8 protein-coding genes are annotated in these 13,225 nt (G+C 60.6%); 3 read left to right on the forward strand and 5 right to left on the reverse strand.

Annotated elements, in window-relative coordinates; all coding sequences use genetic code 11:
- Positions 1 to 13 precede the first annotated feature (13 nt).
- Together treY and treZ are read left to right on the forward strand one after the other, a co-directional pair.
- Positions 14 to 2,665 carry a malto-oligosyltrehalose synthase gene (gene treY, locus HMPREF1531_RS10830; protein ID WP_016669997.1) on the forward strand — a complete coding sequence of 884 codons (2,652 nt, stop codon included), beginning with the start codon at positions 14 to 16 and terminating at the stop codon, positions 2,663 to 2,665.
- Positions 2,662 to 4,374 carry a malto-oligosyltrehalose trehalohydrolase gene (treZ, locus tag HMPREF1531_RS10835; protein ID WP_016669998.1) on the forward strand — a complete coding sequence of 571 codons (1,713 nt, stop codon included), beginning with the start codon at positions 2,662 to 2,664 and terminating at the stop codon, positions 4,372 to 4,374. Before treY ends, treZ begins: the two co-directional genes overlap by 4 nt.
- A 290-nt stretch (positions 4,375 to 4,664) precedes the next feature.
- On the opposite strand, the gene hrpA is transcribed toward treZ, so the two are convergent.
- Together hrpA and HMPREF1531_RS10845 are read right to left on the reverse strand one after the other, a co-directional pair.
- On the reverse strand, positions 4,665 to 8,576 hold the full coding sequence (gene hrpA / locus HMPREF1531_RS10840; RefSeq protein WP_016670000.1) for an ATP-dependent RNA helicase HrpA: 3,912 nt from the start codon (positions 8,574 to 8,576) through the stop codon (positions 4,665 to 4,667).
- Positions 8,577 to 8,780: 204 nt separating this feature from the next.
- Positions 8,781 to 9,710 (reverse strand): AEC family transporter, encoded by a 930-nt coding sequence (locus tag HMPREF1531_RS10845; protein ID WP_016670001.1) that lies wholly within the window; start codon positions 9,708 to 9,710, stop codon positions 8,781 to 8,783.
- A 521-nt stretch (positions 9,711 to 10,231) separates the two neighbouring features.
- Between HMPREF1531_RS10845 and HMPREF1531_RS13405 the strand changes: the two genes are divergently transcribed.
- Complete coding sequence (locus HMPREF1531_RS13405; protein ID WP_016670002.1) at positions 10,232 to 10,399, forward strand: antitoxin; 168 nt, start codon at positions 10,232 to 10,234, stop codon at positions 10,397 to 10,399.
- A gap of 119 nt (positions 10,400 to 10,518) precedes the next feature.
- On the opposite strand, the gene HMPREF1531_RS10850 is transcribed toward HMPREF1531_RS13405, so the two are convergent.
- From HMPREF1531_RS10850 to HMPREF1531_RS10860, 3 genes are read right to left on the reverse strand one after another with little or no spacing between them, the layout of a single operon-like run.
- Complete coding sequence (locus tag HMPREF1531_RS10850) at positions 10,519 to 11,283, reverse strand: amino acid ABC transporter ATP-binding protein (RefSeq protein WP_156860323.1); 765 nt, start codon at positions 11,281 to 11,283, stop codon at positions 10,519 to 10,521.
- An 11-nt stretch (positions 11,284 to 11,294) separates the two neighbouring features.
- Entirely contained in the window at positions 11,295 to 12,254 is a 960-nt protein-coding gene (locus tag HMPREF1531_RS10855) for an amino acid ABC transporter permease (protein WP_016670004.1), read from the reverse strand.
- Entirely contained in the window at positions 12,251 to 13,168 is a 918-nt protein-coding gene (locus HMPREF1531_RS10860; RefSeq protein WP_016670005.1) for an ABC transporter substrate-binding protein, read from the reverse strand. Before HMPREF1531_RS10860 ends, HMPREF1531_RS10855 begins: the two co-directional genes overlap by 4 nt.
- Between the last annotated feature and the right edge of the window lie 57 nt (positions 13,169 to 13,225).

Here is a 13,225-nt window from a genome sequence, read left to right on the forward strand (position 1 = left end):
TCTCGGAGGCCCGATGACAAACGTTCCCATCAAGGCACCCATCTCTCACGATATCGCCCACCTCCCCTCGGCGGGACGACACATACCGACGACAACCTATCGCCTACAGCTGGGCCCAGAGCTGGACTTCGACGCGGCCACCGCAGCCCTGGACTACCTCCAGGACCTAGGGGTAAGTGATGTCTACTGCTCTCCTATCCTGCAGGCAGCCCCAGGATCCACCCATGGCTACGACGTTGTCGACCCGACCCGGATCTCTGCCGAGCTCGGTGGGCGGGAGGGGTTCGAGAGATTCGCGTCCGCCGCTCATGGCCGTGGGATGGGTGTGGTGGTGGACGTCGTCCCGAATCACATGGGGGTTCCTACCCCGCTGTATCACAACCGTGCCTTGTGGTCGGTACTGCGCTACGGACCGTCTTCACAGCATGCCAAGTGGTTCGATGGCACTGGCGAGGGTGAAGGAATCCTAATGCCCTTCCTGGGATCACGGATCGGAACAGCACTGGCCAATGGCGAGATCACTCGCCGCAACCTGGTGGTTCCCGGACTGGAACACGAAGGACCGCAGCCGGTACTTGTCCATCACGATCAGGTGTATCCGGTACGTGCCGGAACCGAGAACCTGCCGTTGGACGTCTGCGTCGCTGAGCAATATTACCGGCTCGCCTACTGGAAAGTGGCAGCCGAGGAACTGAACTTCCGGCGGTTCTTCGATGTTGACACCTTGGTGGCGGTGCGTGTGGAGGATCCGGAGGTCTTCGACGCCACCCATGCATTGCTGCTTGAACTGTATGAGGCAGGTCACATTGACGGCTTCCGCATCGATCACCCCGATGGTCTGGCGAATCCTCGTGACTACATGCGTCGTCTCTCCACTGCCACCAAAGGAGCCTGGATTGCGGCAGAGAAAATCCTGGAGGCCGAGGAAACGTTGCCCGATGACTGGATGGTCTGCGGGACGACGGGCTACGACGCGACCTGGCGCATCGGGGCTTTGCTATGCGACCCAAACGGTTACGGGGAACTAGCGTCAGTGAGCCACATGGTAGCTGGGGATATTCCTGGGACCCTCCCGCAGGTTGTGGAACAGGCCAAGTCCGAGGTGATGAATTCATCGTTGATGGCCGAGGTACACCGCATCGCTTCCTTGGCCTATGAGATCTGCTCAGCCGACATCATGTTACGCGATCACACCCAAGGATGGATAGCCAGTTGTCTGGGGGCAATGGTGGTGGCCATCGACCGCTACCGGGCCTATATAGTGCCCGGGGAACCCGCTCCCGAGAAATCCACCGAAGTATTGGAGACCGCAGCCGCCAAGGCCAAGAACATGTTGGACGAAGACCTCCACGACACATTGGAGGTGGTGCTCGACCTGGTGAGTGGGCACGACGTGGGATCGGGTGACCACCGGTTACAGCCGCTACGCGACGAACTGGTCATTCGCTTCCAGCAGGTATGTGGCGCTGTGCAGGCGAAAGGTCTGGAGGACACCGCATTTTACCGATGGACCCATCTCGTGGCACTGAACGAGGTGGGTGGATCCCCGCAGACCTGGGGGTTGAGTCCCGACGACTTCCACCACTGGTGCGCCACCACGGCGAGCAACTGGCCTGCGACCATGACCGCAGGAAGCACCCACGACACGAAACGCAGCGAGGATGTCCGAGCGCGACAGCTGGTTATTTCCCAATATGCCTCGGAATGGCGGGAGATGATTACCTCCCTGCACCTGCTCGCCGAGGACATTGAGGGCCACGCGGAAAATCTCTTGTGGCAGACGATCGCAGGTACATGGACCGATAGCGGGCCGATCGAGGTGGGGCGGCTGGTGGAGTACATGATCAAGGTCGTACGAGAACAGAAGATCTGGACATCGTGGACCTCCCCGGATCTCGAGGCTGAGGATCGGATGACCACCCGGATCAAGGCACTGTGCGCGAACGAGGATGTAATGGGCACCTTCGCCGACTGGTATGCACTGACCGAGGATGCGGCCCGCGACACGGTCCTGTCTATGAAGGCTATCCAGCTGACCTGTGTCGGAGTAGCCGACAACTATCAGGGCACCGAGACTCTGCAGAACACCCTGGTGGACCCGGACAACCGCCGCCCAGTTGACTTCAGGGCAATCTATCGGACGGTGAAGGACCTCGCAGGACGCGATCCGGTCACGCTGGCCGAGGAGAAACTCCACCTGACCAGGTCGATCATGAGACTGCGCAGGCGACGCCCGGAAGCCTTCGTCGGCAAGCAGGCAACCTACTGCGCGGTTCCGACCTCTTCAGGGCATGTCGTGGCCTATTCCCGGGGCGAGGATGCCCGGGTGATCGTGGTAGCCACCCGGCTGCCGCGCCCGGTGCTGGAACGCGATGCCCTAGTGGGTGCCTCGGTGGTACTGCCCGAAGGTAGCTGGCACGACGTGGTGAGCGGTCACGACTGGAATGGCGGAAATATCGATTTGGCGGAACTGCTTGCCCATTTCCCGTGCGCGGTGCTAGAAGAGGTCTCCTCGGCAGAACGGACCTCATCCTTCCGAGCCATCACAGCTCCCCCACACCGTCAAGGGCTACCGTCAACCAATGATGGGCAGGGAATCCTTGGGTGGCTCACCAGACGACTGAACAGGACTGAGGGCAACGATCGGGAAGGACTGGAAGGATGACCGGAATCAGGGTGTGGGCCCCCTTCGCCTCACATGTGGATGCGATCATCGGCGAGCGGACAGAACCGATGACCCCCGACGGTCGAGAGTACTGGCGCATTGATCTCGCCCACGGAACCGACTACCTGATCAGCGTCGATGGTGGGGTTCCTCGGCCCGATCCGCGTAGTGCCCATCAGCCACACGGGGTTCACGGACCCTCCCGGGTGTTCGATACTTCACAGTTCAGCTGGACCGACGCATCGTGGAACGGAATCGAGGTGTTGGGCGGAGTCATTCAGGAGGTCCACGTCGGCACATGGACGCCTGAGGGTACTCTCGACGCGGCAATCACCCGGCTTGATCATTTGGTCGATCTGGGAGTGGACACCGTCGAATTGATGCCCTTGGCCTCCTTTGCCGGGGACCATGGATGGGGTTACGACGGAGTCTTCTGGTACGCGGTGCACGAGGCCTACGGCGGGCCGGCCGCACTGCAGCGGTTCGTGGATGCTGCCCACGCTCACGGAATCGCGGTTTGCCTGGATGTGGTCTACAACCACTTCGGACCTGCCGGAAACTACACCAGCACCTTCGGGCCCTACACCACCGACCGATACACCACCCCGTGGGGCGATGCAATCAACCTCGACGGGCAACATTCCCGCGGGGTCCGGAATTTCATCTGCGACAATGCCCTGCGCTGGTTCACTGAGTTTCACATTGATGCCTTGCGGCTGGATGCGGTGCAGACCCTGCACGACTCTTCCACCGAACACATCTTGGCCGAGTTGTCCCGCAGGGTCGAGGCAGCTCGGCACAGCCTGCCCCAGCAGGTGGTGTTGATCGCCGAATCGGATCTGAACCAGGTGCGCATGGTGACCCCACGGTCAGATGGTGGGCTCGGCATCGATGCGCAGTGGAATGACGATGTACATCATGCCATCCACGCCTACCTCACCGACGAAAGCTTCGGCTACTACGTGGATTTCGGATCACCTGAAGTACTGTCCAAGGCTCTGGAGAAGGTCTTCGTGTACGACGGTGGGTATTCAACCTTCCGGGGCACCAACTGGGGGGCTCCGGTGGACACCACCGTGGACCGTAGGCGATTCGTCGTATTCACCCAGGACCACGACCAGATCGGGAACCGGGGAATGGGTGATCGCCCTGATGAGGCCATCCCCCCCGGGGCCGTTGCTGGCGGGATCGCCTTGGTGATGTTGTCCTCCTACACTCCTATGCTATTCCAGGGCCAGGAATGGGGAACCAGGACACCCTTCCGCTTCTTCACCGACCACGACCCAGAACTAGGGGCGCTTGTTACCCAGGGTCGTCTGAGGGAATTCGCTACCCATGACTGGGCCTCGGTCTATGGTACCGAGGCACTGTTCCCCGACCCCCAGGATCCGGAGACCTTCCGGGGCTCTCACATCGACTGGAACGAGCTCGATGAGCCGTACCATGCCGAGATGTACGCTTGGTACAAGCAATTGATCGCTCTGCGCCGGGCCTATCTGCGGGGAATCGGCACGCCGGTGGTCACCGACCACGGTCACGGCTGGTTCCGCATGGTCAATGGGCCGTTGACTGTCATCGTGAATCCTGGCCAGCACCCCTGTTCACCCGCCGAATCCCGGGGTAGGCTCCTCGCGTCATGGGGTGAGGTGACGGTGGGAGACCAGAGTGTGTCGATGGGAACCCACAGTGTCGCAGTTCTGGGGGAATGAGAGTTCATCCGATCAGCAGCACTCCGGTCAATGACACCGCCCGCATCAGCAGGTGCCTCGATACGAACCCGATATCCCCTGTCCTAAGGAGTGAGCATCGGATGGAGGCTGATACACGATGGCAGCGATGGCGGTGGCAAGCTCCCATTCTTTGGTTCACCCGGCATCATCGGGTCAACGTGGCTTAGCTGTCCGCCTTGGTTTGGTGGGGACCAATGCGAGCGAACCCCCAGTTGTTGCATCGCCGAGTGCACGGCAGGGCTCTACCGGGTTCCTCACGATCACGGTGCTCAAGTGACCTGCAGTTGGGCCATTGCCTTGCGAATCCGTTTGGGTGACACAGTGATTGAGGTGCCCAGCGTCTGGGCGAAGATCTGCACCCGCAGTTCCTCGATCATGAATCCGATGTCATCGACAGCATCAGGCAGTCGGCCGGTGGGTTGCACAGCACACAACGTATCGTATTCGTCGAGGAGCCCGTCAATCGGGGCGACCAAGCGTTCGTCACGGGCCGGGTCGATGCGTGCGGCCAAAGCACGCCGGGTGATCGCATCCACGTAGCGGGGCAAATGGTCATACCACGGTTCCCTGATCCAGGAGATGAATCCCTCGAAGAGCAAGTTGTCCAATTGCTCTGTGAGTTCGGCTGCGATGGGTGAGGCATTGATCGCATCGCGGGCCTCCCGGGCTGCATCGCAGACCTTGGCTGCTACTGCCACGACATGGCGCATCTGGTCGGCCTGCACCTGACGCACCTTGACTGCCAAGGCGTCGAAAACCGCCCGATCACGCACCTCGACGGGATCGACAAACCGTAGCATCGCCTGTTCAACGGCCTTCAACCGAGCATCGGCGAGCAGCTGCGGAACCGAAGAGTAAGGACTCGCTGGTAAGGCTAGCTTCTCGGCTGCGGTGAGATGGGAAACCGCCCAGCGGGTGGGATCGGGGTTGGTGAGTACCAACAACCGACGCAGCCCCAGGCGCTGGGAACTGGCCGCGGCAAGCTGGGTTCCGGCCAGCACGACCCCCACCCGGTCACCGCGGTCCACCAGGGCAGGGTACCCGATCGCGGTGATCCCCGAACTGCGCGATGTGGTCTGGACGTCGAGGGTTCCAAACTCCCAGTTTGTGGCATCACGGATCTTCGGCGCGGCTCTGGTGATGGTTCGGGTGACATGGTCGGACAGGTCAGTTCGTTGTTTTCCCAGATCCCGGGAGTAACGCGCGGGCTTTCCCGGAGAAGTGATCTCAAAACCAACCTGCAGGTGAGTGGGCACGGCCTGCGGATTCCACTGGGCAGGTTCCACCACCACTCCGGTGAGGGCTGTCAGGGCACGGCCCAGCTCGTCACAGAATCGTTTGGATCTGTCGGGATCGTTGTGGGCCAGCCATGCCAGAGCGTCGCGGGCGTGGTCCGGGGCCGGGATGAAATTGGTACGCAGAGATTTGGGCAAGTGGCGGATGAGCTCCACCGCAAGTTCCTGGCGTAGTCCCGGTACCTGCCAGCTGAAGGGCTCAGGGCTGAGCTGGTTCAGCTGAGCCATCGGGATCCGAATGCTGACCCCGTCACGACCGTGACCTGGTTCAAAGACATAGCTGACCGGCAGATTGAGCTCACCGATGACCCAGCGGTCCGGGAAGCTGGATCTTGCCTCGGCCACCTCACCGAGGTCGGCCACCATGCCCACGTCGAATTCCAAGAAGGTCTTATCCGGGTATTCCCGCCACCAGGCGTCGAAACTTGCCTGAGAACAGACCTGGGCAGGAATGCGTATGTCATAGAACTCGAAGATGTCCTGATCATTGATCCGCACTGAGCGAGATCGCACCCGGTCGGCCAACTCGCCTACCTCGGCCAATACCCGGTCGTTGTGTTTCAGGAAGTGGTAATCGACTGGGCCGCGGTCAGGCCGCCACTGCCCCTCGACCAATCCGGTTCTGATAAAGATTTCGCGAGCCTCGGCCAGGTTAACCCGGGCATAATCGACGAGCCGGTCGACGATGATCGGTACTCCCAGCAGGGTGACCTTCTCGTAACAGAGCACCGATGCCGAGTTCGTTGACCAGTGAGGTGCCGAGTACTGGCGACGCACCAGGTGGAGACCCACCTGTTCCACCCATTCGGGTCGGATCCCGGCTACGGTGCGGGCCCACAATCGGCTAGTCTCCACCAGCTCGACCGCCATCACCAGTTCGGGTTGCCGACGTGACAGCGACGACCCTGGTTGAATGGCGAAACGAGCTCCCCTGGTGCCCAAGTATTCGGTTTGCGAGCGTCGGCGTTGTGCCGGATCCTTCTTCAGATGCGGAAGTCTGAGCCCCACATGGGACAACAACCCGGACAACACCGAGACCAGAATCTGGTCGACCGCCCCCGGCCCACGGTTGCGCCGCATACCGAGGTCCTTGCAAGCGCTTTTCAGCTGGGTATGCAGGTCCTGCCACTCCCTGATTCGCAGATGATTGAGGTACTCGTCATGGCACAGCCTGCGGAACTGGTTCCCGGACAGGGCCTTGCGCTGGTCCTGCAGGTAACCCCACAGCCGCACCACCGCCATGATGTCGCCACCGGCATCTGCCGCAGGATTCAGCCCGACGGATGTGCCGCGGGATGCGAAGCGAACCGACTTCGAGGTGTGCGGGGTGTGCCTGGCAGGTGCCCCGGTCGTTCGCTGCAGACTGAATTGCACTGAGGTGCCCGCAGTCCGCAGCCCTCGGGCGGATCCTGAACCGGTCTGCTGAGCCTGAGCCAAGGCTTCGTCACTGAAGAACCGCGCATGAAGTTGGTCGGCTGCCTCGCGATGCTTGGCAGGTCGTTCCCTGACATCCTGGATCGCCAGGAAGGATGTGATGACCAGCACCTCACGCAGCACGTCGCGATGATGGGCCTCTATGAGCATCCGGGCAAGCCGAGGGTCGATCGGTAGCTGCGCCAGTCCTCGTCCGATCCGTGATAGACGCACTGGTTTCGTAGCACTGAGCGCACCGAGTTCAGTGAGCAGCCGAAGTCCGTCGCCGATCTGTGCCGAGTCGGGAGCCTCCACGAAGGGGAAGTCGACGATCTCTCCCAGCCCTGCCCGAGCCATTTGTAAGATGACCGAGGCCAGATTGGTACGCAGGATCTCGGGAGTGGTGAACGCGGGTCGTGACTCGTAGTCCTCTTGGGAGTAGAGACGGATTGCTACCCCCGGGCCTACCCGGCCGCAACGCCCGGAACGTTGGTCGGCTGAGGCTCGTGAGATTGGCTCAATGGGCAGCCGCTGTACCTTGGTGCGATTCGAATAGCGGGAGATGCGCGCGGTTCCGGCATCCACCACATAGCGCACTCCCGGAACGGTCAACGAAGTTTCGGCGATATTGGTGGACACCACGATGCGACGATCCGGGTGCGATGCGAAGATGCGGTGCTGTTCGCTGGCTGACAGCCTCGAATGCAGGGGTAGAATCTCAGTCGCCGACAGCCGTGCGTCGCCCAGGGCGTCGATGACATCCCTGATTTCCCGCTCCCCGGAACAGAAAACCAAAATGTCCCCCGGTGCTTCGGCACTCAACTCCCGAACAGCCGCAACGATCGCATCAGGTTGATTGATCAGTTCCCCGTTCGCGTCGACGGGTTCCCGGTACCTGATCTCGACCGGGAAGGTACGTCCTGATACCTCGACCACAGGCGCGTTGTCGAAATGGGTCGAGAAGCGCTGAGTATCGATGGTTGCTGAAGTGATAATTACCCGCAGGTCCGCACGTCGCGAGATCAGCTGTTTCAGGTAGCCGAGCAGGAAATCAATGTTGAGTGACCGTTCATGGGCCTCGTCGATGATCACCGTGTCGTAGCGTTTCAGATCACGGTCATGGGCGATCTCGTTGAGCAGGATGCCGTCGGTCATCACCTTGAGCCGGGTGGCCTTCGAGGCCTGTCGGGTGAACCGCACTTGGTAGCCGACGATCTCGCCCAGGTCGGTGCCCGTCTCAGATGCGATGCGCTCGGCCACAGAACGGGCTGCGATGCGTCGCGGCTGAGTGTGTCCGATCGACTGGCGCCCGGCAAGCATCGCAATTTTGGGCAATTGGGTTGTCTTGCCCGATCCGGTCTCCCCCGCGATGACTACGACCGGATGAGCGCGAATCAGTGCGGCGATTTCGTCGACGTGGGCACTGATCGGCAATAACGGGTCGAAATCGAGGCGAACACTGTCATCGGTCATAGCCCATCAATCCTAGCCTGGCTACCTTTCATGATACCTGCACCCGACAGCGGCCGGGCGTTGCCTCAAATGCCCTGGAAGCACCGTGAAGCCACAGCCCTGTTGTCGTCACCGTTCCTGGCCGCTACCGCCCTGCTCACGGATGTTACTCCGACGAAAGCCGTACAGTGTTCAGGGGAGTGCCAATCCGGTGGACGCCACCGATCACAGGGAGACGACCCACACCATGGCGGTCACCGAAACGATTGAGACCACCGAAGTGATAAAGATCACATCGCGCGCCAACGTGACGGATTCATCGGCCCATGTCGCGAAGACGAAGACATTCTGAGCGGTAGGTAGCCCCGCCATGACCACCACCGCCAAGGTGGTGGTTGCATCCAGGCGCAGCAATTCGGCGAGCAGCAGGGCGATCAGCGGCTGGACGATGGCCTTTAGCCCTATGACCGTGAGGGTTTCGGGCATGTTGCTCTTCCCGGGCAACGGCCCAAGACGCAGGGAGATACCGAAACCGAGCAGCATCGCGGGCACCGCGATGCCACCCATCAGCTCACTAGTCTCCAACAACAACCTGGGTACCGGGAGCCCTACGAGATTACTGGCCAACCCGCCGAATACGCCCAGGGTCATCGGATTGCGCAACGGCAGGCTGATGCTCCACCACAGCGATGACCGATGTCCCTCACGAGCTGCCCGGGAGGCATCAAGTACGGCAAGGCCGACTGGCTGCAGGAAAGCTACCTGCATGAGCAGCACTGGAGCCACCCAGGAAGTGTCGTGCAGGACATGGGCGGCGACCGGAAGCCCCATGTTATTGGCATTCACATAACAGCTCGTGTACCCCCCGATGATCTTGTGGGGCAGCGATCTGTGCCACAAGAAGGTGGCTAGCAGAAGGTAGATACCGAGGGTTGTCGCGACAGCTCCAGCGGAGACGATGACGTTGCTGGAGAAGATCCGCCCCAAATCTGCTGACTGCAATGAGTGGAAGAGAATAGCCGGGAGCCCCACGTAGTAGGCGACCCGGGTCAGCACACGCTGCGCGGAATCATCCATGACCTTCAGGTGCCCTACGAACCAACCGACACCGATGATCAACCAGATCATCGCGAATCCGTGCAGCACCTGTCCCACGCCCCAACCCTAGGACTGATTCGTGCTCCGCACCCAGGCTGTTCTCTAGAATCCCCTGACCACGAGGACTTCTGAGACCGGTGGGCAATGGGACGACAGCGTCCAAATCTCCTTCGGCGTCTTAGTCGTTACTGCCGCATTAGCTCGCTGACAAGAACAGATGCTCAGCGCCTTTATGGTCACCGATAGGTCATAATTCACCTTCGTCGGCGCCTAGGCGGGTGAATCGCTGGGGATTCTCGGTGTACTGGCTGCGCTTATCGTGACGAACAACATGTGCGCACAACAGGAGTTTTCATTGGAAGCCCGGGTCATCTCCTTGATGGCAGCCAATGCCTTACTGCGACTTCGGGTCCCATTTCTCGTAGTCGTGCTCATCGGAGTCATCTGTGCGGTGGGAGCATGGTAGCCGAATATCGGATGATGTCGGCACTTGCTGCGACCTTGTCCCCTGTTAGCCCTAGGCTTGTGGATGGGCCGAGTGCATCAGCCCGGCCACAGTCGATAGGAAGGAGGGCCTCATGGGAGCCTTCGACGAGATCAAAAACGCCGTGAACGATCATGGGGACCAGGTCAAGGACGCCATCGACAAGGTTGGCGATGTCATTGATGACAAGACCGATGGCAAATTTGCTGACAAGGTCGATCAGGCTCAAGACTTCCTCAAGGACCAGGTTGATAAGGCCTGACAACGGTGTGATCGGGGTCATATCACCCTGAACGTCGAAGCAATGTGGGACGGACCTAATGGTCCGTCCCACATCCGTCTTCGCGTACACCACCGATTTGCCCGGCGGCTACCGGTGACTCACAGTACCTTGCCAAAGAATTCAACGGCCCTGGGGTGCGTGGGATTCTCGATAGTCTCGGCCGCGGAACCGTCCGCGATCACCACTCCCCCATCCATGAACACGACATGGTCGGCAACCTCCTTGGCGAAACCAACCTCATGAGTAACCACGATCATCGTCATACCCGATGCCGCAAGCTCCCGCATAACGCCCAGCACCTCCCCGACGAGTTCGGGATCTAGCGCGGAGGTGGGTTCGTCAAAGAGCATCAACTCGGGAGTCATCGCCAACGCCCGGGCGATGGCCACCCGCTGCTGTTGGCCGCCAGACAGCTGGGCTGGATAGTGATCGGCGCGATCACTCAACCCGACGCGTTCAAGCTGGGTCATGGCCATCTCGCGCGCCTGGGGTTTAGGCATCTTCTTGACCTGAACAGGGGCCTCCATGACATTTTCCACAGCGGTGAGGTGCGGGAAAAGGTTGAACCGTTGGAAGACCATGCCAATCCGGGAACGCTGAGCGGCAATCTCTGAATCCTTCAACCTGTACAGCACTGACCTGCCGTCCTTGACGACCTCCCGTAGTCCCATCAGCATGCCATCGACGTATACCCGCCCTGCGCTGATTTGCTCCATCTCATTGATGCATCGCAGCAAGGTCGACTTACCCGAGCCTGATGGGCCCATCAGCACGCAGACCTCGCCCGGAGCGACCTGCAGGTCGATGCCCGCGAGTACGTGCAAGTCACCGAAGAATTTGTGGACTCCACGAATATCCACCATTGGTTGCTGGGTCATGGGGTCACTTCCAGATTCGTCACGTCGTTGACCGTTCCCGATGCGCCAATCGCCTGCTGCCGTGCAGCGCGCTTGTTCTGGGGCCTGCCTGAGGGCTGTCCCTCGAATCCACGCCCGTAATACCTTTCCAGATGGGTCTGCCCTACCATGAGCACCGAGGTGATCACCAAGTAGTGGATAACCGCCACCAACAGCAACGGCACTGGCAGGAAGTTCTTGTTGCCGATCGCGTTGGTGACAAAGGTCAACTCGTAGGTGAACGGCACCGCCAGCACCAGCGAGGTGGTTTTCAGCATCGAGATGGTCTCGTTGCCTGTTGGGGGGACGATGACCCGCATGGCCTGGGGAATGATAATCCGACGCAGTACCGTGCCGTGTCTCATGCCCAGCGCGGTGGCCGCCTCCCATTGTCCTTTGTCCACCGAGTTCAACCCGGACCGAACAATCTCCGACAGATAAGCACCCTCGTTGAGTCCCAATCCGAGGATCGCAGCAACCGCAGCGTTGATCACCTCCTGGGTAGTGAATACGAAGAACTCAGGGCCGAAGGGGACGCCCAGCGAGAGTTTGGGATACAGCACCGGGAGCAGCCCCCAGAACACCAACTGGGTGTAGATCGGGGTTCCGCGGAAGAACCAGATGTAGGCCCAGGCAACCCCGCGAAGCACTGGATTGGTCCCCATCCTCATCACCGCTGTGGTCACAGCGAGTACGATGCCGATTGCCATCGCCGCTAGGGTCAGCAGCAGCGTCCATCCCACGCCTTTTATGACTCTGGCGTCAAACAGGAACTGGGCGACCACATCCCAGCGAAAATTGGGGTTGGTGAACAGGGCATGGACGAGCATTGCGCCGAGAACCAGCACAATGCCCGCCCAAATCCACAGATCAAGGCGGAACACCGGCTTTGGCTTGATCAACTCCGGTTTGCCGGTCGGGGTCGGCACGTCGGTCATGCTTGCGGGTTCAGTTCGGCCGTGCTGAGCCCGGCCTCGGTGGATATTCCCCAGGACTCAAGGATCTTTGACCACGTGCCGTCATCCATCAGCTTCTGCATCGCAGCCTGGATCGCCGCGGTCAGTTGCGGATCGTTCTTGGAGACGACGATTCCCTGCGAAGCGGCCTCGCGCACTCCGCCAACCACTTCAAGCTGGCCGCTCGTCAAGACGGTAGCGTAGTCGGATACGGTCGAGTCGGCGTACAGTGCATCCAGCTTGCCACCCACCAGATTGGTGGTCACATCGGATTGGAGCGGGTAGGACAGCACCTCGACGGGCTGTTTGCCTGCACTGGAGCATTCGGCGGTCAGCGTTTCAAGCTGCTCGACCTGGTACGTGCCGGTCTGGACACCAATGGTGGCGCCACACACGTCGTCGGGGTTGAAGCCTTTGGGGTTACCCTTCTGGACAGCGAAGGAGGAGCCCACGGTGATGTAGGCGATCATGTCGTAGGCCGCGGTACGTTCCGAGGTCACCGTGAACGAGGAGATCCCGATGTCGTACTTGGTTCCTATGCCCGGCAGCAGAGATGCAAATTCACCGTGCTCCACGCTCGACTCCAGCCCAAGGGTCCGACCGATTGCCTTGCCCAGATCGACGTCATAGCCGATGGGGGTACGCAGGTCCTCGCCACGGAACTCAGCCGGAGCGTAGTCGGTTGCCGCACCGATGACCAAGGTGCCCTTGGAGGTCACCCCAGCCGGAAGCATAGCTGCGATGTTGTCGTCCTTGACGATCCCCGAGACGTCGTAGGAACGATCGGCAGTACCTGGAGTTCCACCCGAGGGTGTCTCGGAAGTGGTTGCAGAACCGCCTCCGCAGGCGGTGAGGGAAAGGGCGGCCAGAAGGCCCACAGCCATGATGCAACGCATTGTCATTCCTCCTACGCGGTCAGTGTCATGTGATGATAATGCAGACCGGAAAGGTTG

The organism is Propionibacterium sp. oral taxon 192 str. F0372 (assembly GCF_000413315.1).
Lineage (GTDB): Bacteria > Actinomycetota > Actinomycetes > Propionibacteriales > Propionibacteriaceae > Brooklawnia.

Excerpts from the sequence above, each read along its gene's own strand:
- treY (WP_016669997.1), top strand. The coding sequence starts at position 14 with ATGACAAACGTTCCCATCAAGGCACCCATCTCTCACGATATCGCCCAC.
- treZ (WP_016669998.1), top strand. The coding sequence starts at position 2,662 with ATGACCGGAATCAGGGTGTGGGCCCCCTTCGCCTCACATGTGGATGCG.
- hrpA (WP_016670000.1), bottom strand. The coding sequence starts at position 8,576 with ATGACCGATGACAGTGTTCGCCTCGATTTCGACCCGTTATTGCCGATC.
- HMPREF1531_RS13405 (WP_016670002.1), top strand. The coding sequence starts at position 10,232 with ATGGGAGCCTTCGACGAGATCAAAAACGCCGTGAACGATCATGGGGAC.
- HMPREF1531_RS10850 (WP_156860323.1), bottom strand. The coding sequence starts at position 11,283 with ATGGTGGATATTCGTGGAGTCCACAAATTCTTCGGTGACTTGCACGTA.
- HMPREF1531_RS10855 (WP_016670004.1), bottom strand. The coding sequence starts at position 12,254 with ATGACCGACGTGCCGACCCCGACCGGCAAACCGGAGTTGATCAAGCCA.
- HMPREF1531_RS10860 (WP_016670005.1), bottom strand. The coding sequence starts at position 13,168 with ATGCGTTGCATCATGGCTGTGGGCCTTCTGGCCGCCCTTTCCCTCACC.